Origin of the sequence: Agrobacterium tumefaciens str. B6 (genome assembly GCF_001541315.1) — a bacterium.
GTDB classification, from domain to species: Bacteria; Pseudomonadota; Alphaproteobacteria; order Rhizobiales; family Rhizobiaceae; genus Agrobacterium; species Agrobacterium radiobacter.
In genome coordinates, this window is record NZ_LMVK01000034.1 from 170,818 (window position 1) to 195,429 (window position 24,612).

Below are 24,612 nucleotides of genomic sequence, written 5' to 3' on the forward strand. Positions count from 1 at the left end.
GTTACGCTTCTCCCACGGTCTCAAACATGACCGCTTCGATTGCACTTTTCGCATCCAGCCCCGACCAGACGACGAACTGGAATGCCTGGTAATATTGCTCGCAGGCCTCAAGCGCGCTGGAAAGCAGCACTTCAACCTGCTGGTTGTTCGGTTCGGCGCCGCCGGCCAGAAGCAGGGACTGGCGGAAGATCACCACGTCTTCCTGCCGCCACAGATCGAAATGACCCATCAGCACCTGACCATTGACCTGCGAGAGCAGACGAATGACTTCGTTGACGCGCTGGTCCGGCACCTTGATATCGAAGGCGCAGGCCAGATGCAGCGCCTCGAATTCTTCCATCCATGAAAAGGAGACGTGATAGTCCGCCCAGTGACCAGCGACAGTCATGGCGATCTCGTCTTCACCGGAGCGCTCGAAAGACCAGTCGTTCGAGGCAGCGACAATCTCGATCATGTCCACGGGATTGGACTGACGCTCAATTTCAAATTCTATCAGACTCATGCGGCACCTTCTCAGCCGGTAGGGATGTCCTGTTTTGAACGCCGGGCACAAAACGCACATACAAACCGGGATAAACATTTGAGACGATTGCCCGACACCACCAGAATTACGCATTCACCCTGTCTGGAGCTTACCAGGTCTTTTCGAATCATCATTTAAAATCAGTGTATAATGGCCGAGTCCTGCTGCCACCCCTTCCCCGCCATTTTTGCTTTTTGAACAGTGGATATCTTCTCCCCCATCACCTCAGGCGAGATACATAAGCGACTCTGCCGACTGCGTTTTTTGGAAGTGTCCACAGGCCCAAAAAATTCGCGTCCCAGGCCCGTTTTTTAACAACCGGGAGTCATTTCGGGCGCTATGAGCCGCAAATAAAAAGTCCCGGAATCGCAAGCGATCCGGGACCCGTCAGAAAAGGCGCTAAAAAATCAGTCCTTGGCGGCGGAAAGCTTCGCTTCCAGAGCCTCGATACGGGCGCGCAGCGCATCGTTTTCATCACGCGCCTGAATGGCCATTTCGCGAACCGCATCGAATTCCTCGCGGCGGACAACGTCCAGACTGTTCAGCCAGCGATCCGCCTGGGCATGAAAAGCCGCTTCGGCTTCCTTGCGCACGCCCTGCGCCGCGCCGGCCGCGTCGGTCATCAGCTTGGCGAATTCATCCAGAAAACGATTGGTGCCTGTCGTGCTCATGGCGCTTGTCCTTCGTCGGTTCAGGGGCATCGTCTTGCCCGCTGTTGATAGTCTTCAGGTAGGCACTCCACCGCCGCCTTGCAAGCGAAATCGAAAAATCGCAAGAGCTTGCGTGGCCTTCGGTATCTTAAGCAGCAGCTTGAAGAATCACCTTGACCGCCGCCACCGCAATCGCCATTTTCCTTGGCGTCAGGGAGACCGGTGAGCATCATCGCCCGGCCCCTCTTGAGGCAATGGATCTTTCCGTTGTCCGCCCAGCAACGATGACGGAATATACGGATTGTTAGCCGCTCCCACCCAACTCGCCATCATGCCCTTCCCCAATATCGATCCGGTGGCGCTGTCCCTCGGCCCGCTCTCGATCCACTGGTACGGCATTGCCTATGTTGCCGGCATCATGCTCGGCTGGTTTTACGCCCGCCGCCTCGCCCGCACGGATCGCCTGTGGCCGAACGATGTGTCGCCCGTCTCGGCGCAGCATCTTGATGATTTCATCCTCTGGGCAGCCGGCGGCATCGTACTCGGCGGGCGCATCGGTTACATCCTGTTTTACGATATGGCAGCCGTGGCCGCCAACCCCATCAGGGCGATCGAGATCTGGAATGGCGGCATGTCGTTCCATGGCGGCCTGATCGGCACGACGATCGCCATGATCCTCTTCGCCCGCAAGAACGGTATTCCGGTCTGGAGCATGTTCGACGTCGTCGCCGCCGTCGCGCCCATCGGCCTGCTGTTCGGGCGCATCGCCAATTTCATCAATGGCGAATTGTGGGGACGCATCGCCGATGTGCCATGGGCGGTCGTCTTCCCGACCGGCGGCCCCTTCGCGCGGCATCCGAGCCAGCTTTATGAAGCGGGCCTAGAGGGCCTCGTGCTCGTCATCGTTCTGGCAATCGCCATCTATGCCTTCAGGGCGCTGAAGACGCCTGGCACCGTCACCGGCATTTTCGTCTGCGGTTATGCGCTGTCACGCATCTTCGTGGAATTTTTCCGCGAGCCGGACGCGCAGATCGGATATCTCGCCGGCAACTGGCTGACCATGGGCATGGTGCTCTCCACGCCGATGTTCGCTCTCGGCCTCTGGGCCGTCCTGCGGGCGCGCAGCGCGACAAAAAGCGCCTAAGCGGTATGATCGCCCATGACGACACCGCTTGCGCAACGTATCAAATCACTTATCCGGCTCAACGGTCCGCTCAGCGTTACCGACTACTTTTCGCTCTGCCTCGCCGACCCTGAACACGGTTATTACAAGAGCCGCGAACCCTTCGGCCGTTCGGGTGATTTCATCACCGCGCCAGAGGTCAGCCAGCTTTTCGGCGAAATGCTCGGGGTCTTCGTGGTCCATGCCTGGCAGCGGCATGGTGCGCCCGCACAAACGCAGCTGGTGGAAATCGGCCCCGGCCGCGGCACCATGATGTCGGATATGCTGCGCGTCGTCCGCCGCATCGCGCCGCCGCTTTATGAGACGATGCGAGTGCATCTGGTCGAAACCAGCCCCCGCCTTTCCACCATCCAGAAAGAAACGCTGGCAGAACATGCGGACAGGCTGACATGGCATGACAGTTTCGACGACGTGCCGGATGGTTTCCTGCTGCTTGTCGCCAACGAACTCTTTGATGCCATTCCGATCCGGCAATTCGTCAGGACGCCGCAGGGTTTCCGCGAGCGCGTGGTCAGCCTCGATGCCAATGACGAACTCGTCTTCTCGACGGGTCTTGCCAGCATAGACCCGTCCCTGCTGCCGCCGCAGCCCGAACAGCAGCCGCTCGGCGCCATATTCGAGATTGCACCGGCCCGCGAAGCCGTGATGAACGCGATCTGCCAGCGCCTGTCCGCCCATGGCGGCACGGCGCTCGCCATTGATTACGGCCATCTGGTCGCCGGTTATGGCGACACGCTGCAGGCCATGCGCAACCACGCCTTCGACCCGGCACTTGCACATCCCGGCGAAGCCGATCTCACCAGCCATGTCGATTTCGAAAGCCTTGTGAAAACAGCCGAAGCGACCGGCGTGCATGTCAACGGCGCGCTGCGACAGGGCGATTTTCTGTATGGCCTCGGCCTCAAGGAAAGAGCAGGCGCGCTTGCGGCGAAGGCGACGCCCGACCAGACGCTTGAAATTGCCGAAGCGGTCAATCGCCTCGCCGGTGAAGGCGCCGGCAAGATGGGGGAACTTTTCAAGGTCATCGCCGTTTCAAGTCCCGCGCTTCATCTTCTGCCGTTTCGCGCGGTGGATTGACAGCGCAACAACCTCTGGGCCAACATCGCCGCGACACACGAAGCAGGCACACTGCATCACACGCGCCGCGCAACGCCGCGGCAACCGGAAACATCTCGCTTAACCGTAGCTCACTGGCCAACAGCGATATTCTCCAAGGAACTCCCGCACCATGCAGAACGCAACGCTGCCGCTCCCGCTCCAGTCCCCCCTGCTCGCCGCGTCAGGTGAAAACCGTGTCCGCCACGGTTTCTTCACACGGCAGGGCGGCGTCTCGGAAGGGCTTTATCAGGGCCTCAATGTCGGCCTCGGCTCCCAGGATGAACCCGAAAAGGTACAGGAAAACCGCCGGCGCGTGACGCAATGGTTCGGCCTGCCCTCAGGCCGCCTCGCCACCGTGCATCAGGTCCATTCCCCCGATGTCCTCGTGGTCGATGACACCTATGACGGCAGCCGCCCGCAGGCGGACGCCATGGTGACGGCAACGCCGGGTTTCGTGCTGGGCGTGCTGAGCGCCGATTGCGGCCCGATCCTGTTTGCCGACGTGGAAGCGGGTGTCGTGGGTGCCGCCCATGCCGGCTGGAAGGGCGCGCTCTTCGGCGTGCTTGAAAATACCATCGAGACCATGACGAAGCTCGGCGCCAGCCGCGAGCGGATCGCTGCCTCGCTCGGGCCTTCCATCAGCCAGAGCAATTATGAGGTCGGGCCGGAATATGTGGCGCGCTTCACCGATATCGATCCGGCCTATGCGGATTATTTCGCCGAGACGGAGAAACAGGGCCACGCCCTGTTCGACCTCAAGCAATTCACCATCGACCGCCTGACCAACGCCGGCGTGAAGGCGGAAAATCTCGGCCTCTGCACTTATCCGGACGAAGAGCGGTTCTATTCCTATCGCCGCACGACCCACCGCGCCGAACCCGATTATGGCCGGCAGATTTCCGCAATCGCAATTCTGGAGGACTGATATGGCCCTGCATTTCGAGCTTTCGGAATTCGATGCCCGTCGCGAGCGGCTGCTCGCGAAAATGGCCGACGAGAAGCTGGACGCGCTGCTGCTTTTCGCGCAGGAAAGCATGTATTGGCTGACCGGCTACGACACTTTCGGCTACTGCTTCTTCCAGACGCTGGTGGTCAAGTCGGACGGCTCCATGACGCTGCTGACCCGTTCAGCGGATCTGCGGCAGGCCCGCAATACCTCCATCGTCGAAAATATCCTCATCTGGGTCGATCGGCCAAATGCCGACCCGACACTCGACCTGAAGAACCTGCTGAGCGATCTCGACCTGCTCGGCGCAAAGATCGGGGTGGAGTACGACACCCATGGCATGACCGGCCGTGTCGCCCGGCTGCTGGACAACCAGCTCGCCAGCTTCTGCCAGATGAGCGACGCCTCCTATCTCGTCAGCACGCTCAGGCTCGTCAAAAGCCCCGCCGAGATCGCCTATGCGCGCAAGGCAGGCCAACTGGCCGACGATGCGCTGGACGCGGCTTTACCGCTGATCAAGCCCGGCGCGGACGAAGCCGCGATCCTGGCGGCGATGCAGGGCGCGGTGCTGGCCGGCGGCGGCGATTATCCCGCCAATGAATTCATCATCGGCTCCGGCGCGGATGCGCTGCTGTGCCGTTACAAGGCAGGCCGTCGCAGGCTCGACGCCAAGGATCAGCTGACGCTCGAATGGGCTGGCGTCAGCGCCCACTACCATGCCGCCATGATGCGCACGGTGGTGATCGGCGAACAGGATTTCCGCCAGAAGGAGCTTTACAGCGCCTGCTTGCAAACCCTCACCGCCATCGAAGAAGTGCTCCACCCCGGCAAGACTTTTGGCGATGTCTTCGACGTCCATGCCCGCGTCATGGACGAACGCGGATTGACCCGCCACCGGCTGAACTCCTGCGGTTATTCGCTGGGTGCGCGTTTCTCGCCCTCCTGGATGGAGCATCAGATGTTCCACGCCGGCAATCCGCAGGAAATCACCGCCGACATGACGCTGTTCGTGCATATGATCGTGATGGATTCCGATTCCGGCACGGCCATGACACTTGGCCAGACCTATCTGACCACCGACGGCGCGCCGGAGCCGCTCTCGCGACACAACCTCGATCTTCTCACAGCTTAAATCGCCACCGGGTTTGACAGAGCGGGAAAACCGCCCTTACATTGCGCCACCTTGGGCAAGAAGGAGCGGAACATGAGAGGGAAAATCGCATGAGCCGGACGGGGTTCACCCCCCTTTGTCTGGCCGTCTTTGTTCCAGCGCTTGTCCTGGCCCTGTCAGGCTGCAACACGACGGAAGCGCTGACACCGCGGGTGGATGTCGGCCATACCCCCTCGCAATCGACACCGGTACCGCAGGGCGCTCCCGCCCAGATGGCCGCCGCCGCCGCCCGGGCCCCCCGGGCGCCCCGGCAACCGCGACACCCGTTCCCGCCTATGCACCGCAAAACTCGCTGCAGGCGCAGGCACAGGCGCTGTCCAATGGCAGCCAGTATGGCGAACCGCTTCGCCAGAACCAGACCGCAGCCCAGCCCGCCGCAACCGCGCAATCCGCCCCCTCGCAGCAGACGGCGTCACTTGCGCCCGCCTCCTCGGCAAACTCGATCCGCTTCCTGCCCATCATCGGCGCACCCGTTCAGGCGGTGACGCCGCTATCGCGCCAGCTCGGGGCCGAAGCGCGGGCGAAGGGGTTGACCATCCGCGCCTCAAACGACAATTCGGCCGAAAATATCCTGAAGGGATATTTCTCCGCCTTTGCCGATGGCGGCAAGGTCAATATCGTGTACGTCTGGGACATTCTCGACGCCAATGGCGTGCGGCTGCATCGCCTGCAGGGACAGGAGGCGGTGACGGCAAAAGGCAGCGATCCATGGGCCGCTGTGACCGACAGGGTCATGCAGGATATCGCTGCAAAAACACTCAACGATTATTCATCATGGAAGCAATCTCAACGCGGATGAGGTGAATCGACGGGAGAAGTCACAGAGATTTCACGAAAATCATTGCGAAAGCGCGGAGTCCTCTTGCAATCGGAAGCAACAGCGCTATTAAGGCGCGCATGGCAACAAGGCGTATCCGGCAAAGGCTTTTCAGCCGGATGTTCCTCCCCTTGAACGACGCTTGGTTACGGTGGATTGAGCCCCGTGGCGCAAGGCGATGGCATGGAAACAGGCGGCCGCAATGAAGGTTTTCGCAGGCAATTCGAACCGGCACCTTGCCGAAGCGATCTGCAAGTATCTTAATGTTCCTCTCGGAAATGCCACTGTAAAGCGGTTTGCTGACCAGGAAATATTCGTAGAAATCAGCGAAAATGTGCGTGGTGAGGACGTTTTTATCGTCCAGTCCACCTCTTTCCCGGCAAATGATCACCTGATGGAACTTCTCATCATGATCGATGCCATGCGCCGCTCCTCGGCCAAGCGCATCACGGCGGTGCTACCCTATTTCGGTTACGCCCGCCAGGACCGCAAGGCCGGGCCCCGCACCCCGATTTCCGCCAAGCTCGTTGCCAATCTGATTACCGAAGCCGGCGCCGACCGCGTTCTCACCCTCGATCTTCATGCCGGCCAGATTCAGGGCTTCTTCGATATCCCCACCGACAATCTCTTCGCAGCACCAATTCTCGCCCGCGACGTGAAGGACCATTACGACACCAACAATGTCATGGTCGTTTCACCAGATGTCGGCGGCGTGGTCCGCGCCCGCGCACTCGCCAAACGTCTCGACTGTCTTCTGGCCATCGTTGACAAGCGCCGTGACCGTCCGGGCGAATCCGAAGTCATGAACGTCATCGGCGATGTCTCCGGCAAGGACTGCATTCTCATTGACGATATCGTCGATTCCGGCGGCACGCTCTGCAACGCCGCTGAAGCGCTGCTGAAAAAGGGCGCGACGAGCGTCACCGCCTATATCACCCACGGCGTGCTTTCCGGCGGCGCGGTTGCGCGTGTGGCCTCCTCGAAGCTGCGCGAACTCGTCATCACCGACAGCATCCAGCCGACCACCGGTGTCCAGTCCGCGCATAATATCCGCGTGGTCAGCACCGCAGGCCTGCTCGGCGAGGCAATCAACCGCACCGCACAGGAACAGTCGGTTTCCGGCCTGTTCGACTAAAGAACTTCGCCAATCGCCTTAGCGCTGCCTGCTGCTGTCCGGTTTAATTTCCGGGCAGGCTGCGATCGGGCTGACATTCTCTCGGCGTCATCCTCGGCTCTGCGCCGAGGTTTCAGTCACGTTGAATAAAATCATTAGGTTGCAGATCCTCGAGACAAGCCCGAGGATGATGCAGGAGTGTCTGGCGTTCTTCGCCATTCATCGCATTGATGCAGCGCCCCGACCTTCCGCTTAAGACGAGGCCGCACCCGCATCCGGGGGCCGCTGCAGACGGGAGGCGGCGGCCTTGATTTTCGGCCACCAGCGCCGAACCCGGGTCAGGACGGCATGGCGACCGTTACGCCAGATGCTGACCGTATCGGCCGAGACGGCGTCACCGGTGAACAAGTGACGGTGTCGGTTTACCGCCAGTACCCGGTAGAGAAACAGGGTCGTCAGGGCGGAAAAGAGGATGGACATCACCACATCGCTGAGGAAATGCCCACCGGCCGCAATGCGCAAACCGGACATGAGGATGATCATGCCGACGGCAATGCTTCCCATCATGAACCGTCCGGGCCATTGCAGCCGGGGCCAGACGAGCACGCAGAGCGGCAGGAAGAAACTGGCGATCAGGGCGGTTTCACCTGAGGAAAACGAGCAGTTTGAATAACATTGCGTGCTGAACTGGAAAGGCGGCGTGAAAAGCTGCTGCCCGCCGAACTCGGTAACGCTGAACGGGCGGGCGCGACCGATCGTCGCCTTCAGCACGCCATTGACGAAAAGACCGGCACAGAGGATCACGGGCCCGCACAGGAAGGCCCAGACGCGCCATCCGGTTCTCTGTAGAGTACCCAGCCGCAGATTGCCGACAAGGATCACGAAAACCAGAAGAGTGGCAAGCTCCGTACCTTCACGCAGCGTATCCCGCAGCCATTCGGGAAACGGTTCACGGCCGGACCATGGCTGCTCGACGGGAGAGAAAAACAGCGCGGAGAACCTGAGATCGATGGAGGGAAAAGTCGCAAACAGGATGACGATTGCCAATGTGGCGAGTGTCAGCCAGATCGTGATCCGCATATGCGAAAGATCATTGTCCATTGCTGCCCTCCGGCATGCATTTCGGTAGCAGGCGCCAGAGGCCGATTTCCCTGCCCTCGAGGAAACCCGGCCCGGCGGTCCAGCGCGCAACCGGCGCTTCGCCGACAAGGCAGGCCGGCAGACCATCCGCGCTTGCCAGGAACAGGGGATTTTTCGCCTCGCCAGCTTTCAGCGGATAAAGAAGAGCATAGTGACTGGAGGGCACGCCGGTTTCGGGCAATGCCCGCGTCAGCACCTGTTTTTCGTCCCGCAATTGATAAAAAAGCTCGGCCAGTATCGAACGATCATTGGCGACGATGGCATCCGCCCCCGCCTCGCGCGCCCGTGACAGGCCGGTCGACACCAGCTCGGCGCGCCCGAGATACCGCGCCATCGCCAGTTCACCTTTGGGCAGGCGCAATTGCGTTCCGGCAATGGTCATCAGCGGCAGCACGACGGCCACGATGCCACCAAGCACGAGGGTGGACACGGTGAGCCAGCGCCGCGACGCCAGCACCGGCACCGCCAGAAGCACGCCGGCCGCATAGGCTCCGACCGCCCAGTTGGCAAGCGCCCGCGACATCAAACCCTGCGCGGTGATCAGCAGAACGATCGGCACCGAAAGCGCGACCAGCGCCCGGGCTTCACCGGTCCTGGCACGAATTGTCGCGACGATCATGCCAGCGAAAACGAGTGGCCCGACCACGCCCGCCTGCGAGAAGAAGAACTCCAGCGCGGAGCCGATCTTCAGCTGGACGCCATGCCAGTTCGCATTGTCGGCCGTGTGGCGTGCGGTCATGAAATCATGCGCAGCGTTCCACCACAGATTGGGCGCGATGACGGCAACGCAGACCAGTGCCGCAATCGCCGCGTCACGCAGCCGGATGCGCCATGCCTCGCAAAGCCAGCCGGCGGCGATGAAGCAGGGCAGAAAATAGATCATCGCATATTTCGACATCAGCCCGAGGCCGAAGCAGAGACCGAGAGCGATGCTCCAGCCAAACGCCGCCCTGCCCTCGCTACGGGCGAGCGCAAGCTTCCGCACCGAGATCATCGACAGCACGATGAACAGCATCATCGGCGTATCGGTCGAGATCAACAGGCTGCCGAGCGTCACGGCCGGCAAGGTTAGATAGATCACCGCAGCCAGCGAGCCCAGCCTGACATCGTAGATCATACGGCCCAGCACAAGGATCGCCGCCGCCGCCACGCCATGCACCACGGGTGCGGCCAGCCGCACCTGAAACGTGCCCTCGCCGCCGCCCAGAATGGTTGCCGCGCGAATGAGCCAGCCGATCAGCGGCGGCTTGGAATAGGCGCCGAGCGCCATCTCGCGGCCCCAGAGCCAATATTGCGCCTCATCGACAAAAAGGTCGGTGCGGTTGAAGGCCAGACCAAGGACGCGCAGGGCGGTTACGAGGACAATCGCTGAAAACGCAAATGTCAGCCATCGGCGCTCATCGCCTGCCTGCGCATAAGGCATCGTCGCCGCCTCATGCATGCTGGCGGCGTTCTGCATGAATCAACCAGAGATTTCGGGCATAGATGAAAAGGCCGGAGGCCTGCCCGATGATAAAGACCGGATCGCGCCGCCAGATGGCGTAGGACAAAAGCACCAGACCGCCAATAACGGAAAAATACCAGAACGCCACGGGAATGACCGAGCGGTTGGCCCGTTCCGAGGAAATCCATTGAACCAGAAAACGCATGGTAAACAGCATCTGGCCCATGAAGCCGGTGCAGACCCACAGAAATTCCTTCCAGCTGTTCACATGCAGCATGGACCATAAAGCCGGTGCATTCACGGCAATGTCTCCGTTTTGAAAGTTTCAGCCCAGCTTGACCGCTTGCGCCGGCGCAAAAGCCAGGCGACACCGATCAGATCGTGGATGCCGACAAGCGCGCGGCCGATATTGGTGTAATGGGAATTTCCATGTAGCCGCGCCCGGTGCGTGACGTCGACATGGGCAACCTGCCAGCCGTCGCGACTGAACAGCGCCGGAAAATAGCGGTGGTGATGATCGAAATAGGGCAAGGCGAGATAGGCGTCGCGGCGGAAGGCCTTGAGACCGCAGCCTGTATCGCGCGTGCCATCCTTCAATATCCGCGCCCGAAGCCCGTTGGCGAAGCGGGAGGAAAGGCGTTTTCCAAGCGTATCACGCCGGCCGACACGCTGGCCGGCGACGAGGCCGAGCCGGCTCGAGGCGCTGGCGGACAGAAGCGGCGCAAGAAGTGCCGGCAGATTGTCCGGCGGGTTTTGCCCGTCTCCATCAAGCATGCAGATGACAGCCGCTCGCGCCGCCTGCACGCCGCTATGGATCGCCGCCGATTGCCCGCCCTGGCGGTCATGCCGGACGAGCCGCAACATCGGATAACGGTCACCGAGCGCAAGCACCGCCTGAACCGTGCCGTCGGCAGATGCGTCGTCCACCACCACGATCTCGAAGGCGCCAACCGGCTGGCAGGCAGCAACGATCTCAGCCACGAGCGTTTCGACGCTCGCTTCCTCATTGTGCATCGGCACGACAACGGCGAAATCCGGCCTCGGTCTCACGCTGGCTCCGTTATATCCGTCTGCATTCAGTCCGCAGACATCATTGATAGTGGCGAGAGAAGGAGCGCGAAAAGCTTGCATGAACATGAACAGCCGTTGAACTTCACCCGATATGCGCCCGTTCTATTGCAGTTTTATTACGGGAAACGCCTCAGTGGCGGCCGGTTATTTTTTCACGGTATGCGGGAAATAATCGTACAATTCGCAGTGCTTTTAACGCGGCCGTAAGCAATTTTTGTCACCGTGCGCTCACGTTTTTTTGGGGGAGGAAACAGGATGCCGGGTGGGAATCCGACTGCTGTAAAAGCTAAATCATTGTCGATAAAAGCCAAATTTGCTGCGCTCGTCACGGGTGCAACGCTGGTTTCATGCCTGTCCGTGGGGTTATTGTCCTACGAAATGGGCAAGTCGGGCCTGATCGACGCCAGCGAAATCAGGCTCGAAACGGTTGCAAGCAACCAGTCCAAACAGCTTGACGCCTATACTTTGCGTGTCGAACAGAGCATCTCCGAACTGTCGCAAAATGCCGCGGTCGCGCAGGCGCTGGAGACGATGACCACGGTCGTGCCGACGGAAAGGGATGCGATCCTTCAGGCGTTCCGCCGCGAGGGCGTCTCCGAGGAGGAGCGCGCCTCCTTCAACGGCGAAGGTCTGCGACTGCTTTACGCCATTCGCCATGCCACCATCAACTCCACCATCGCCAGCGTCTGGCGCAACACCCGCGTCAGCGACATCTATGTGATCGACAAGAGCGGTCTCATTATCTACACCGTGACCAAGGGGAAAAACTTCCTGACCAGCGTGACGGAACCGCAGAACGCCGCGATCAAGGAGCTGTTCGACCGCATCGAGGCCGGCAAGGACGGTGTCGTCAGCACCACCGGCTTCAGTGGCGGGGAAAATGATTCGGCCATGATCGGCATGCCGCTCGCCGTCTCCAACTGGGGCCAGCTGCAGCGCAAGGGCGCCGTCATCATGCGCATCGCCGCCGATCGCATCGGTGCGGTCGTGACGCCTGAGGAAACCGGCAAGACCATCGATGACGCCGTTCTTCTGAATGCCGACGGCAAACGACGGGCTGGCGTTCTTTCGGGCGGCGCGGATGCCGCCGTTTCCGAAAGCCTCGCGGCTCTTTCCAACGCAAACGACGCCGGAACGGTGATGGCGCAGACACCTGCGGGCAACATCTTCTATGCCTATCGCCCGGTCTCCGTCTTCGGACAGAAACATCTTCTGGCCATCGGTCAGCAGGAGAGCAAGGTTCTCGCCGCCGCCAACGATCTCGCCTTCTGGGCGACGCTTGCGACACTGGCCGTGCTTGCAATCATGACGCTGATCGGCATTTTCGTTTCCGCTGGTCTCACCAAACCGTTGACCGGCCTTGCCGGGCTGATGGAGCGGCTGAACGGCGGCGAGAACAATATCGAGATCAAGGCCGTTTCGCGCGGCGATGAGATCGGCACCATGGCGCGCGCGCTGGAATCCTTCCGCCAGGGCATTCTGGACAAGCAGCGCATGGAAACAGAAGCCCATCGCAAAGGCGAGGAACTGGACGAGGAACGCGCCCAGCGGGAAATGGAAAAGGCAAGAAGCGCCAGGGAGCTGGAAGAAGCCGTCGATGCCCTTGCCACCGGCCTTGCCAATCTTGCGGCCGGCAGGCTCGATCTTCGCATCGAGAAATCCTTTGTGCCGTCGCTCGATCATCTGCGCGTCGACTTCAACAACTCCATGGCGGGCCTGGAAGCGACGATCTCCAATATTGGCGAAAGCGCAAACGCCATCCGCTCGGGCTCCGGCGAACTGAAAAGCGCATCGGAAGACCTGTCGCGGCGCACGGAACGCCAGGCCGCAGCCCTTGAGGAAGCGGCCGCCGCTCTGGGAGACATGACGCAGGCTGTCAATGTGTCCTTGTCGCGCTGCAATGTCGCCGTCGAGGCGACGGCGGGCACGATGCAGGACGCCCATAAATCCACGGCTGTCGTGAAAGAAGCGATCGTCGCGATGGAACGCATCGAGACCTCGTCGGCCAAGATCCGCCAGATCATCGACGTCATCGACCAGATCGCCTTCCAGACCAATCTGCTGGCGCTGAATGCCGGTGTGGAAGCCGCGCGCGCCGGCGAAGCCGGAAAGGGCTTTGCCGTTGTGGCGCAGGAGGTTCGTGAGCTTGCCCAGAAATCGGCAGCCGCCGCCCGTGACATTACGACGCTGATCGCCACCTCTGCGGGCGATGTGGAAAGCGGCGTGGCGCTGGTGCTGAAGACAGGTGAAAGCCTGGAGCAGATCCAGAAGCGCATCCAGTCGGTCAATGACCAGATCGGTGAAATCGCCACCGCATCACGCGAACAGTCCGGCCGCCTCAGCGAAATCAATGCCTCCGTCAACGAACTCGACCATGTGACGCAGCAGAATGCGGCCATGGTGGAAGAAACGACGGCCGCAGCCTTCTCGCTATCCAGCGAGGCGGACGGCCTGACGGAACAGGTGGGGCAATTCTCCGTCGCCGCCATACGGCAGCGGGACCAGCGTTACGCGGCATAAACCGCAACGAAAAAGGCCGGAGGCAAAACCTCCGGCCTTTTATTTTGCCTGAAAACCCGATCCGGGTTCCCAGGGGCCGGAGCCCCTGGGAACACGCCGGCTTGATCGTGATGATCCGTCGCCGGCTTCCGGGGAGGAACTCAGAAGAAGCCGACCTTGTTCGGGCTATAGGACACGAGCAGGTTCTTGGTCTGCTGGTAGTGATCGAGCATCATCTTGTGGGTCTCGCGACCGATGCCCGACTGCTTGTAACCGCCGAAGGCGGCACCTGCCGGATAGACGTGATAGCAGTTCGTCCACACACGGCCCGCCTCGATGCCCCGGCCGGCCCGGTAGGCAATGTTCGTATCGCGGCTCCACACGCCCGCGCCCAGACCGTAAACTGTGTCATTGGCGATTTCGAGCGCTTCTTCCACCGTCTTGAAGGTGGTGACGGAGACAACGGGACCGAAGATTTCCTCCTGGAAAATCCGCATCTTGTTGTTGCCTTCAAAGACGGTTGGCTGAATGTAATAGCCATCCTTCAGATCCCCCGTGAGCGTCTTGCGGTCACCGCCGGTCAGAACCTTGGCGCCTTCCTTCTTGCCGATCTCCAGATAGCTCATGATCTTGTCGAACTGTTCCTGCGACGCCTGCGCGCCCAGCATGGTCGACGGATTGAGCGGATCGTCCTGGCTGATGGCCTGCACGCGTTTGATCGCCTTTTCCATGAAGCGGTCATAGATCGATTCATGAACCAGCGCGCGTGAGGGGCATGTGCAGACCTCACCCTGGTTAAGCGCGAAGAAAGCGAAACCTTCGAGCGCCTTGTCGAGGAAGGCATCGTCCTCGTTCATCACATCGGCAAAGAAGATGTTCGGCGACTTGCCGCCCAGCTCCAGCGTGATGTTGGTGACGTTATCGGCCGCATAACGCATGATTTCCTTACCGACCGAGGTGGAGCCGGTAAACGCGATCTTGGCGATGCGGTTGCTTTGCGCCAGCGGCTTTCCGGCTTCCAGGCCCGTGCCGTTGACAATGTTGAGGACGCCGGGCGGCAACAGATCTTCGATCAGTTCCATCACGACAAGAATGGAGGCCGGCGTCTGTTCGGCCGGCTTCAGCACCACGCAATTGCCGGCGGCAAGCGCCGGCGCAAGTTTCCACGCGGCCATCAGGATCGGGAAGTTCCACGGAATGATCTGGCCGACGACACCGAGTGGTTCATGGAAGTGATAGGCGACCGTGTCATTGTCGATTTCGCCGATCGTGCCTTCCTGTGCACGGATGCAGCCCGCGAAATAACGGAAATGGTCGATGGTCAGCGGAATATCCGCATTGGTCGTCTCGCGCAGCGGCTTGCCGTTATCCCAGGTTTCGGCCCGCGCGATGAGATCGAGATTGTCCTCGATACGCTGGGCGATCCTGAGCAGGATGTTGGAGCGTTCCGTTACGCTGGTCTTGCCCCATTTCTCTCTTGCCTTGTGGGCAGCATCCAGTGCGAACTCGATATCGGCCGCATCCGAGCGAGGAACTTCGCAGATCTTGTGGCCCGTGACCGGCGAAAGATTATCCATGTAGCGGCCGGATTTCGGCTCCACCCATTTGCCGCCGATGTAATTGCCATATTTCAGCTTGAAGGGCGCTTCGCCCGCTTTCTGCTGAACCTGAATATTCATGATTTCATCCTCCCTGATGAAAACGATCCGCGACGGACCGCATGGGAGAAAGGTGAGCCTAGATGGCGCTGTTCGGTAGAGGGGCGGCGCTGTTCCGCAGCGCACATTGTCTCACATCTGCGACAAAGGCGCTTCGATCCGGCATGATTGGCCGGATCGCAACCGCCTGGACCTCAATGCACGTCGAATTTCTTCATCTTGCGATGAAGCGTGGCGCGGCTGATGCCGAGCAGCGAAGCGGCTTGCGTGACGTTGCCGTTGGTGCGAGACAACACACGCCGAAGCGCCGAGCGTTCCGCTTCCGCAAGGTCGGAACCGCTGTCGTGGCGCTGCTCCTGCAGAATATCCGCAGCGGGCAGGCCCTGCGCGATCAGGGTATCATCGAGCTTCAGCGCAAGGCGTGCGGCGCGGGTTGCACCCAGCACAAGATCGTCCTGATCCACCGCAAGCAAAGAAAGCGCCGCGCCAAAACCACTCGGCACCACAACGATGCGCGCGCCCGGAAAGGCGCGACGGAAAAGATTGCCCTCGATGCGCTGCGCCGCATCCTTCACCGCCTGGGTGACGAAAGAGAAGGTCATCTCGTTGATGTCATCGCGGCAGGTGGAAATATCGAGTGCGCCCGTCACCCGGCCGGTATGGTCACGAATGGGCGCCGTGGTGCAGCAGAGTTCGGTATTCGACGTGAAGAAATGCTGGTCGCGATAGACCACCACCGAGCGCTCATCGACGAGCGCCGTGCCGATACCATTGGTGCCCACGCTCGCCTCACTCCAGACAGCGCCGGACCAGAGACCAAGCGCTCGGAACTCTCGGTCATCGCCGGCCGCACCGCGTCTTTCCAGCGCAACACCCTGCGCATCGGTCAAAAGCAGGCAGCAGCCGGATTTGCCGACACTTTGGAAAATCCGGTCAAGTTCATCCGTGCTTTCGGCAATCAGGCCGGCCGCACTTTCACGGGCGCGGCGGAATTCATACTCGCTGAGAAAGATCGGCTTGCGGTTTTCCTCCGGTGCAAGATGATGTTTGACCATGCAACGACGCCAGGAGGCGACAATCGGAGAACTTGCGGCGGCGGAACGGTGGCGCGCAGTTTCATACACGCGTTCCGCATGGGCGATGTCTGTCGGCATACGCTCCTCCCAAAGCTTTTCGGCGATGGTGCGCTGGAAGCGTTCACGTTTCAACAAAAAATTTCGCGACCACCATTGCCGGGCGCAACCGCGGGCTGCGCCAGACTATCGGACCGCCTTGAAATAACGCCGGCCGGCGCTCGCTTCCGTTTCATCCTCGGTCGAGAGAAACGTATCGTCCACGAGATTGGCGATGGAGGTCAGCGGTCCGGGCTTGCCGAAGAAGAAGCCCTGAACCTGCAGGCAGCCTTCGCGCCGCAGGAACTCGATATGGGCCTTCGTCTCTACCCCTTCCGCAAGCACCGGAATATTGAGGCTGTGCGCCAGAATGAGCGTCGAGCGAACGATCGCCTCCGACTGCACGTTGGTCGACAGGCCATCAATGAAGGCGCGGTCGATCTTGATCTTGTCGAAGGGGAAACTCTGCAGGGTCGAAAGCGAGGAATAACCCGTGCCGTAGTCGTCCATCGCGATCTTGACGCCGAGCGACTTGAGTTTGCGGATGGTAAGGAGCGCGTGGCGATGGTCGGCGATAATGCTGCCTTCGGTGATTTCCAGCTCGAGCCTTTCCGGCGCAAGCCCCGTCTCGGCAATAATTTTCTCAACCTTGTCAGGGAAATCATTATCCGCAAGCTGCTGCGGCGCGACGTTTACGGCGATGGCAAGCGATTTTTTCCACTGAGCGGCCTGCACGCAGGCTTCTCGCAGAACCCATTCGCCCAGTTCGACGATAAAGCCGGTCTGTTCCGCGATCGGAATGAATTCGGTCGGGGAGACCATGCCGCGTTCCGGATGGTTCCAGCGCAAAAGCGCTTCGAAACCGACGATGCTGCCGCTCCTGGTATCGTTCTGCTGCTGGTAATAAAGCTCGAATTCGTTATTGGCGAGGCCGCTGCGCATGGCGACGGCAAGCACGTTACGCTCACGCGCGGCCTCGTCCATGGATTTGTCGTAAAAGCATATGGTGTCCGACGTACCACTTTTTGCCCGGTACATGGCGACGTCCGCCTGGGCCATCAGCGTATCGGCATCGATGGAGCCGGTATTGCGAACCGATATGCCGACACTTGCGCCAACCGAAAATGTCTGCCCGTTCCATTCCACCGGCTTGCTGATCTGCTCGATCAATCGCTGGGCGAATTCCGCGCCATCGGCGCGGGTATAATAGGAATGGGTCATCGCCACGAATTCATCGCCGCCCATGCGCGCCAGGAACTCCCCGGCTTTCAGCACGGAACTCGCGCGGTCGGCGATGGCGCGCAGCACGGCGTCGCCCGCCGCATGGCCATGCACGTCATTGATTTCCTTGAAACGGTCGAGATCGATCGACAGAAGCGCGGTATGCGCGCCCAGCGAGACATGTCGCGTGCGACGATTGAGATGCTCGATGAATGCCGCCCGGTTGGGAATGCCCGTCAGCGGATCGTGCAGCGAAAGATGACGATAGCGGGCAACCGCCTGCTGGGTGGACTGGGCGTCGATGACATAGGTGGAAAGCCCGAGCGCCAGAAGCAGCAGCGTCACCGCAATGGCGCCTCCGCCCATGATCGCCGGCGGCAGCAGATTTTCCGGAATGATGATGCGCGGGTCAAACGCGAAGGACATCGACGCCATGCCGGTATAATGCATCGAGGCAATGGCGAGGATGAGAAACGCCACCGCGCTATACTGGCAGAAACGGTTGAGAGGCCGGGCAACGCGATTGACCGCAATGGCGCCAAACACCGCCCCCAGTACCAGCGAGGCGATGACATAGGTCTGGTCCCAGAAAATCATCCCTTGAACATTATAGGCGGCCATGCCGGTATAGTGCATCGCCGCAATGCCCAGACCGAGGATCATGCCGCCAGCTTCCACCAGCACGCTGCGTCCGCCATAGGCGGAAATTCCGAAACCGGCAGTCGTTGTGGTAATGGCGATCAAAAGCGATAGCCCGGTCAGATAGGGATCGTATCCCACGTCACCCGCGGCGACATAGCCCAGCATCGCCACGAAATGGGTGGTCCATATTGCCGCCCCCCCATTGACGCCCGCCAGAAACAGCCAGTTGACCTTCTGCACCCCCGTCGCCAGACGTGCTTTCGAAAAAAGGCGCATCGAAACGAAACTACCCAACATGCAGACGAAGACCGCTGCAACGGTATATCGATAGTCGTGATCGATGGTGAGGCACTGGAGAACTTTGAGCATTGTCATCTACGCAATTGGAATTCTGCGCAGCCATATCATTCGCCAAGTTTTCACCCGGTTTATGTGCATGGATAAGCGTATATTAAAAGTTGCAACACACGGATGAATTAGTGAATACTAATAAAATTATAAAGCGGCACCCGTGAAAACGGGGCCACTCTTGTCTTTGGCTTCCGTTTGTATTATAGCGCCCGCACCCGTGTAGACACCCTTGGAGGCAACGCGGGCGGGATGGCCTTTGGCCTCTCCGGTTCAGGCCGCTTCGTTCGGCATGAACTCTCCATATAACCTCGAAAGGAATTGCCATGAGCAAAGAATCGTATGAGCTCAAGGCCGAGGCGCGCGAACGAGTTGGTAAGGGGTCCTCTCGTGAACTTCGCCGCAACGGTTTGATTCCCGCTGTCATCTATGGTGACAAGCAGGCCCCCATTTCCATCGCCCTGTCGACCAACGAAGTCACCAAGCGTATCCACGCTGGCGGTTTCATGACGACGGTTGCGATCATCGACGTCGACGGCAAGAAGATCAAGGTTCTCCCGAAGGATTACCAGCTTGATCCGGTCCGCGACTTCACCATGCACGTCGACTTCCTGCGCGTTTCGGGCAACACGCTCGTCAACGTCGAAGTTCCGGTTCACTTCGTCAACGAAGAAAAGTCGGACATCAAGATCGGCGGCGTTCTGAACATCGTTCGCCACACGGTGGAATTCCACTGCCCGGCCAACGACATTCCGGAATTCATCACCGTTGATCTCGCTGGTCTGAAGATCGGCGACAACGTTCACATTTCGAATGTGAAGCTGCCGAAGAACATCACGCCGGTTATTGCCGACCGTGACTTCACGATCGCAACGATCGTTGCTCCGGCTGGCGGCGTTGCAGAAGAAACGACTGAAGAAGCTTCCGAGGAATAATCGGCGACCGCAAGGCCCGATAGCTTTGAAGAATGAGGCCCGTTCCGTTTTCGGAACGGGCCTTTTAGTTTTTATGAACTTTAAAACCAGAAAGCTTGCCACCCACGCATGATACGGAACCCGTTTCAGCGTCGATTAACACTTCCATGAAACGATACCCTTGCGCTGTCGTGGAACACCGGCCGGGCTGAGGAAATGGGATGGGAAAACAGGCTCTTGCCGAAAACCTTCGCAAAACCTCTCCGGACAGACGAAACGGGCGCAGCAAGTCTGGGGCAAAGGGTAGCTGCAATCGAACATGGCTCATTCCGTCGAAAGTCGCTTTATCGCGATTGTTTCCGGCGCACTTCTTACAGTGGTCGCCCCGCTCTTCACGCTTTTGCTGACGCTTTCCTACCACGAAGCCATTCGCAGCCAGCGTAACCACCTTGAAATTCTGCTGTCGACCAATGCACAGGCGCTTGCCCGCCCCCTGTGGGACCTTGATGACGACACCATAAACCAGATTACCGGCACCCTCGTTTCCGACCCCGTGATCCGCATGGTCGAGGTCAAGGACACATCCGGCCAGCTCGATATCGTCCAGACCGCCGGCAGCGACATCATTCAGGATGCCGCCTCGACGACGCGTGAGGTGACCTACAAGACCACGAAAGGCTCCGTCACGGTCGGGCAACTCACGGTCTATTATGACGATATCAGCCTTCTGACCTCTCTCAGCCGCAACGAACTGGCCTTCATCACGATTTTCATCCTCGCCGTCCTCGCCATCGTTCTTGCCGCCATCGCCGGCAACCGCTTCATGGTCATCCGCCCGCTGATGCGGCTGGCGGCCGCGATAGAGGCAACGCGGCGTCTCGGTTCGCGCCATCACGTCGACTGGCGCTCGAAGGACGAAATCGGCCGGCTGGCGAAAAGCTTCAACGAAATGCAGACACAGCTCGAAAAGGAAGAGCTGGAGATCAAGAACGCGCACGAGCGAAAGACGGAAATCTACAACCGTACACCCGCCATGCTGTTCTCACTCGACAGGCACGACCGCATCGCCGCCGTCAGTGACTATTGGGTACAGGCGACCGGCTACGACCGCACCCGGATACTCGGGCTGAATTTTGCCGATCTCATCCATCCCGATGACCGGCTTCTGTTTCAGCAGCGCAAGATGGCGCCCCCCTTGCCCGATGCTTCGCATAGCGGCATCACGGTGCGTTTCCATTGCATGGATGGCAGTGTCATGGACGCACTCATCCTCGAAAAGGCCCTTGATTCCGGCGATGCAGCGCATCAGAGCACCTGCCTCTGCGTCATGACCGACGTGACCGAACTGCGCCAGTCGGAAAAGCGCAATCGCCAGCAGGCCATTTCAGACCATCTGACCGGCCTCTTCAACCGTCAGGGCTTCGAGGCCATTCTCGATCTGCAGATCCGCGATGCGGACCGCAATGGCAGCGAACTCGCCTGCCTCTTCATCGCCCTCGACCGGTTCAAGGCGATCAACGACAATCTTGGCCATGCCGCAGGCGACGCTGTTCTCAAACAATTCACGCTGAAGCTCGAGCCGCTGCTGACGCCGCTGGACAGCGCATCGCGTCTTGGCGGCGACGAATTTGCCATTCTTCTGGCCGGCGACAAGGTGGAAGAGCGCGCCCTGCAATTCTGCGAGCGTATCTGCACCATGTTGGATACGCCCTTCGAGATCGAGAACAACAGCATACGTCTCAGCGCCAGCATCGGCATGGCGGTCTATCCCCTGCACGCCTCCAGTGCGTCAGAGCTTTTGCAGAATGCCGACATGGCGATGTATACCCGCAAGCGGACGGGCAAGAACGGCTCGCAGGTCTTCGACAGCTCGATCATGGACCGGGCCCGGGAACATGCAGAACTGGAGCGGGATATCGCACAGGCGCTTTCCGAGGACTGGTTCGAGGCCTATTTCCAGCCGATTCAAGATCTCTCAACCGGCCAGACGGCTGGTTTCGAGGCGCTGCTGCGTCTCAACCACCCGGACAAGGGCCTGCTTTCTCCGGCCGCCATTGTCAGCCTCGCGGAAGAAAACGGCACCATCCAGCGCATCGGCAATGTCATTCTCGATCAGTCGATCGCCAATCTCGCCAGACTGTCGCGCCTGCCGGGCATGGAACAGACCTATGTGGCCGTGAATTTTTCGCCGCTGCAGTTCGAGCCGGGATTGCCGACGCGCATCGCCGGTGTTCTGCACCGCTACGGCATTCTTCCCAGACGGCTGGTGGTCGAGATCACCGAAGCCGTCATCATGAAGGACGATCCGCAAATCCGGGCGATCCTCAATGCCATCCACCAGTTGGGTTGCCGCATCGCACTGGATGATTTCGGCACGGGTTATTCCTCGCTCAGCTATCTCAGCCGTTTTCCGGTCGATATCGTCAAGATCGACCAGTCCTTCACCCGCTCGATCTGTGATGACAGGATGGAAATCAGGCAGCGCAACCGCATGCTGGTCGAAGGCATCGCGGCCATCTCGCACAAGATGAATTGCGTCGTCATTGCAGAGGGCGTCGAGACGGAAGAGCAGAAGGAACTTCTGACCGATATAGGCGCGGATTTCGGGCAGGGTTATTTCTTCGCACGCCCGCAGCCGGTCGAAAGGCTGATCACCTCCCTCGACATCGCGTCCGGGAAAAGCCGCATTGCGGCGCGGCAAGCGTGAACCGGCAGGGGGCCGCAATGGGATTGATCCGCTTTTGCCTGATCTTTCTTGCTCTCGCCGCTCCGGCCAGCGCGGCCAAGCTCTTCCTGACGACCGAGGTCTACCCACCCTATAATCTGCAGGCGAGCGACGGCAGCGTGCGCGGCGTCTATTTCGACCAGCTCAAGATCGTGCTCGAGGATACCGGCACCAGTTACGAGGTCGCCGTCATGCCCTGGGCGCGAGCCATTGCGTTGGCCAGCACACAGGCCATGCATTGCGTCTTTGCCGCTGCGAGAACACCGGAGCGGGAAAAGCAATTCAAATGGGTCACGCCGATCCATATCGACCGCAATATCCTCGTGGCGCGCCGCAAGGCGAATGTCGAAGCCTCCAGTCTTGATGAGGCCAGGAAATATCGGGTGGGAACCCAGCGTGGCGACTACACTGAAGCGCTGCTGCAAAAGCTCGGTTTCCCGCAGGTGGATGTCGGTGCGGATTTCGAGATCACGCTTCACAAGCTGGAAGCCGGCCGCATCGACCTGATGCCCATGTCTGAAAGCACTTTCAAAAGCCTGCCCGCCGATACGTTCAGGGAGGTGATAACGTTTACGCGGCAACAGCTTGGGCTTGCCTGCAACAAAAGCGTGCCCGACGAGGTCATCGCAAAATTACAGGCTCGGCTGGACCGGCTGATCGCCGATGGAACGCAGCAGCGGATATTCGACCGCTACAATCTCGTCAGCCCCTGACCCATCCAAACTGCATAAAAAGCCCTAAATCCATAAAAAGATTGACAGCCGGCGGATTTCGGGGTGGTGACAACAGCATCATCTGGCAACATGCGGACATGCCCCATGAAGATCATCGCAGGACTCGGCAATCCCGGCGCGCAATATGCGGGAAACCGCCACAATATCGGCTTCATGGCCGTCGATGCGCTGCAGCGCCTGCCTTCTTTTGCGCCCTGGTCGAAGAAATTCAAGGCGGAGATTTCCGAAGGCGAGATCGGTGGCGAAAAGGTCCTGCTGATGAAGCCGCTGACCTACATGAACCTTTCGGGTGAATCCGTCGGCGAAGCCATGCGCTTCTTCAAGCTTGCACCCGCAGACATCATCGCCATTCATGATGAACTTGATTTGCCGGCCGGCCGCGCCCGCATCAAGACTGGCGGCGGTCATGGTGGTCATAACGGCCTGAAATCGCTCGACGCCCATTGCGGCAAGGAATACCGCCGCCTGCGCCTCGGCGTCGGCCACCCCGGCGACAAGGAGCGGGTGCACGGTCACGTCCTCGGGGACTTCGCCAAGGCCGACCGCGTCTGGCTCGATCCGCTTCTGGACGCCATTGCCGACAATGCCGCCATGCTGGTGAAAGCAGAGGATTCGCAACTGATGAACAAACTGGCGCTTGCCACGGGCAGTAAGCCGGAAGCCGAGAAACCGGCTAAGGCAGCCAACCCCGCCGCGCAATCCCATATCCATCAGGCACGCAACAGCGCCCAGCCGAAAAAGCTGCCGGAAACCGGCCCGATGGCCGAAATGTTGAAGCGTATGTTCGGCAAGAAGGACTAGATCACGAATGTCTTCGGAGACCATCGTCCTGCGCGAAGCCCAAGCCGGCGATCTGGCTGGACTGCTTGAACTTTACCGGGCGCTCAATCCGTCCGATCCGGAAATGACGACAGAAGAAGCAGATACGGCTTTCGCGACCATGCTCGCCCAGCCGGGCCTGACCGTGTTTCTTGCGACCGAAGGCGGAGAAGCGGTCGCCACCGCCACGCTGCAGATTGTTCCGAACCTGACGCGCGCCGCACGTCCCTATGCCCTTATCGAAAACGTGGTGACGCTGGAAACCCGTCGCGGCCGCGGATATGGCCGGGCGGTCGTGCGCCATGCCGTCGAGGTCGCTTTTGCGGCGAATTGCTACAAGGTGATGCTGCTGACCGGCCGGCAGCGCCCGGAGGTCCATGCATTTTATGAAAGCTGCGGCTTCGTGCAGAACAAGACGGGTTTCCAGATAAGGCAGGATTAACGCTCACTCCTCGGGCTCGGTGGTGAACATCAGCGGAAATCCCGCTTCCTTGCCGAGATCGGTCGCTTCCTTGGCCTTGGTCTCGGCAATATCGCGCTCGCAGACGACGACAACCGCGCTGCCGAAGCGATGCGCCGTCATCATCACCCGGTGGCCGGTCTCCTCGCTCATACGGAAGATGGCCTTCAGGACCACGGTTACGAAATCGCGCGGCGTATAGTCGTCATTCAGCAGAATGACCTTGTAGAGCTTCGGCCGCTCCAGCTTTGGTTTGACTTTCGGTTTTGGCTTGAGATCGACAGGACTGTCACTCATCATGGCCGCTCGTGCCTGTCGCTCAT

Annotated in this window: 21 protein-coding genes and 1 pseudogene; 12 read left to right on the forward strand and 10 right to left on the reverse strand. The window is 60.0% G+C overall.

All coding sequences use genetic code 11. From position 1 onward, the window contains the following. Position 1: 1 nt before the first annotated feature. Entirely contained in the window at positions 2-502 is a 501-nt protein-coding gene (locus ASB65_RS19930; RefSeq protein WP_003522870.1) for a YbjN domain-containing protein, read from the reverse strand. 428 nt (positions 503-930) lie between these two features. Further along, on the reverse strand, positions 931-1,194 hold the full coding sequence (locus ASB65_RS19935) for an accessory factor UbiK family protein (RefSeq protein WP_003522871.1): 264 nt from the start codon (positions 1,192-1,194) through the stop codon (positions 931-933). Positions 1,195-1,504: 310 nt separating this feature from the next. On the opposite strand from ASB65_RS19935, the gene lgt reads away from it, so the two are divergent. From lgt to ASB65_RS19965, 6 genes and pseudogenes are all read left to right on the forward strand, one after another. After that, positions 1,505-2,317, forward strand: a complete 813-nt coding sequence (lgt, locus tag ASB65_RS19940) for a prolipoprotein diacylglyceryl transferase (RefSeq protein ID WP_035212699.1) — start codon at positions 1,505-1,507, stop codon at positions 2,315-2,317. 15 nt (positions 2,318-2,332) lie between these two features. Then, positions 2,333-3,433, forward strand: a complete 1,101-nt coding sequence (locus ASB65_RS19945; RefSeq protein WP_060725146.1) for a class I SAM-dependent methyltransferase — start codon at positions 2,333-2,335, stop codon at positions 3,431-3,433. A 151-nt stretch (positions 3,434-3,584) separates the two neighbouring features. Next, on the forward strand, positions 3,585-4,379 hold the full coding sequence (gene pgeF, locus ASB65_RS19950; RefSeq protein ID WP_004430337.1) for a peptidoglycan editing factor PgeF: 795 nt from the start codon (positions 3,585-3,587) through the stop codon (positions 4,377-4,379). 1 nt (position 4,380) lies between these two features. Continuing rightward, the gene (locus tag ASB65_RS19955) at positions 4,381-5,532 is read left to right on the forward strand and encodes a M24 family metallopeptidase (protein WP_060725147.1); all 1,152 of its coding nucleotides are present in this window, start codon (positions 4,381-4,383) and stop codon (positions 5,530-5,532) included. Positions 5,533-5,621: 89 nt separating this feature from the next. Continuing rightward, a pseudogene (locus tag ASB65_RS19960) lies at positions 5,622-6,370 on the forward strand (hypothetical protein). 220 nt (positions 6,371-6,590) lie between these two features. After that, positions 6,591-7,523 carry a ribose-phosphate pyrophosphokinase gene (locus ASB65_RS19965; RefSeq protein ID WP_003522877.1) on the forward strand — a complete coding sequence of 311 codons (933 nt, stop codon included), beginning with the start codon at positions 6,591-6,593 and terminating at the stop codon, positions 7,521-7,523. A gap of 231 nt (positions 7,524-7,754) precedes the next feature. Here the strand turns inward: ASB65_RS19965 and ASB65_RS19970 are convergent, their stop codons facing one another. The 4 genes from ASB65_RS19970 to ASB65_RS19985 are packed head-to-tail and all read right to left on the reverse strand — an operon-like array spanning position 7,755 to position 11,223. Continuing rightward, a complete protein-coding gene (locus ASB65_RS19970) occupies positions 7,755-8,603 on the reverse strand; it encodes a phosphatase PAP2 family protein (protein WP_060725148.1) in 849 nt (282 codons plus the stop codon). Continuing rightward, positions 8,593-10,101, reverse strand: a complete 1,509-nt coding sequence (locus tag ASB65_RS19975) for an ArnT family glycosyltransferase (RefSeq protein WP_060725149.1) — start codon at positions 10,099-10,101, stop codon at positions 8,593-8,595. Before ASB65_RS19975 ends, ASB65_RS19970 begins: the two co-directional genes overlap by 11 nt. Then, positions 10,076-10,363: a lipid-A-disaccharide synthase N-terminal domain-containing protein gene (locus ASB65_RS19980; RefSeq protein WP_020011353.1), complete on the reverse strand. Its 288-nt coding sequence runs from the start codon at positions 10,361-10,363 to the stop codon at positions 10,076-10,078. The genes ASB65_RS19975 and ASB65_RS19980 overlap by 26 nt, the downstream gene beginning before the upstream one ends. 20 nt (positions 10,364-10,383) lie before the next feature. Further along, the gene (locus ASB65_RS19985; RefSeq protein WP_035212672.1) at positions 10,384-11,223 is read right to left on the reverse strand and encodes a glycosyltransferase family 2 protein; all 840 of its coding nucleotides are present in this window, start codon (positions 11,221-11,223) and stop codon (positions 10,384-10,386) included. Positions 11,224-11,412: 189 nt separating this feature from the next. On the opposite strand from ASB65_RS19985, the gene ASB65_RS19990 reads away from it, so the two are divergent. After that, positions 11,413-13,677 (forward strand): methyl-accepting chemotaxis protein, encoded by a 2,265-nt coding sequence (locus ASB65_RS19990; RefSeq protein WP_060725150.1) that lies wholly within the window; start codon positions 11,413-11,415, stop codon positions 13,675-13,677. A gap of 140 nt (positions 13,678-13,817) precedes the next feature. On the opposite strand, the gene adh is transcribed toward ASB65_RS19990, so the two are convergent. The 3 genes from adh to ASB65_RS20005 all read right to left on the reverse strand — a co-directional run bounded on the left by adh (position 13,818) and on the right by ASB65_RS20005 (position 18,658). Continuing rightward, positions 13,818-15,335, reverse strand: a complete 1,518-nt coding sequence (gene adh, locus ASB65_RS19995; RefSeq protein ID WP_004430297.1) for an aldehyde dehydrogenase — start codon at positions 15,333-15,335, stop codon at positions 13,818-13,820. Positions 15,336-15,508: 173 nt separating this feature from the next. Next, complete coding sequence (locus ASB65_RS20000) at positions 15,509-16,468, reverse strand: helix-turn-helix domain-containing protein (protein ID WP_060725261.1); 960 nt, start codon at positions 16,466-16,468, stop codon at positions 15,509-15,511. A 105-nt stretch (positions 16,469-16,573) separates the two neighbouring features. Then, positions 16,574-18,658, reverse strand: coding sequence for a putative bifunctional diguanylate cyclase/phosphodiesterase (locus ASB65_RS20005; protein ID WP_060725151.1), 2,085 nt, complete (start codon positions 18,656-18,658; stop codon positions 16,574-16,576). 305 nt (positions 18,659-18,963) lie between these two features. On the opposite strand from ASB65_RS20005, the gene ASB65_RS20010 reads away from it, so the two are divergent. From ASB65_RS20010 to ASB65_RS20030, 5 genes are all read left to right on the forward strand, one after another. Further along, positions 18,964-19,572, forward strand: coding sequence for a 50S ribosomal protein L25/general stress protein Ctc (locus ASB65_RS20010; protein WP_004430287.1), 609 nt, complete (start codon positions 18,964-18,966; stop codon positions 19,570-19,572). 298 nt (positions 19,573-19,870) lie between these two features. Continuing rightward, positions 19,871-22,258, forward strand: a complete 2,388-nt coding sequence (locus ASB65_RS20015; RefSeq protein ID WP_060725152.1) for an EAL domain-containing protein — start codon at positions 19,871-19,873, stop codon at positions 22,256-22,258. Positions 22,259-22,275: 17 nt separating this feature from the next. Next, the gene (locus tag ASB65_RS20020; protein WP_004430279.1) at positions 22,276-22,989 is read left to right on the forward strand and encodes a substrate-binding periplasmic protein; all 714 of its coding nucleotides are present in this window, start codon (positions 22,276-22,278) and stop codon (positions 22,987-22,989) included. Positions 22,990-23,094: 105 nt separating this feature from the next. Further along, positions 23,095-23,811, forward strand: a complete 717-nt coding sequence (gene pth, locus ASB65_RS20025; RefSeq protein WP_060725153.1) for an aminoacyl-tRNA hydrolase — start codon at positions 23,095-23,097, stop codon at positions 23,809-23,811. Positions 23,812-23,818: 7 nt separating this feature from the next. Further along, positions 23,819-24,271: a GNAT family N-acetyltransferase gene (locus ASB65_RS20030; protein WP_004430273.1), complete on the forward strand. Its 453-nt coding sequence runs from the start codon at positions 23,819-23,821 to the stop codon at positions 24,269-24,271. Between the two features lie 3 nt (positions 24,272-24,274). Here ASB65_RS20030 and clpS read toward each other — a convergent pair whose 3' ends face one another. Then, positions 24,275-24,586, reverse strand: a complete 312-nt coding sequence (clpS, locus tag ASB65_RS20035; RefSeq protein WP_026363868.1) for an ATP-dependent Clp protease adapter ClpS — start codon at positions 24,584-24,586, stop codon at positions 24,275-24,277. Between the last annotated feature and the right edge of the window lie 26 nt (positions 24,587-24,612).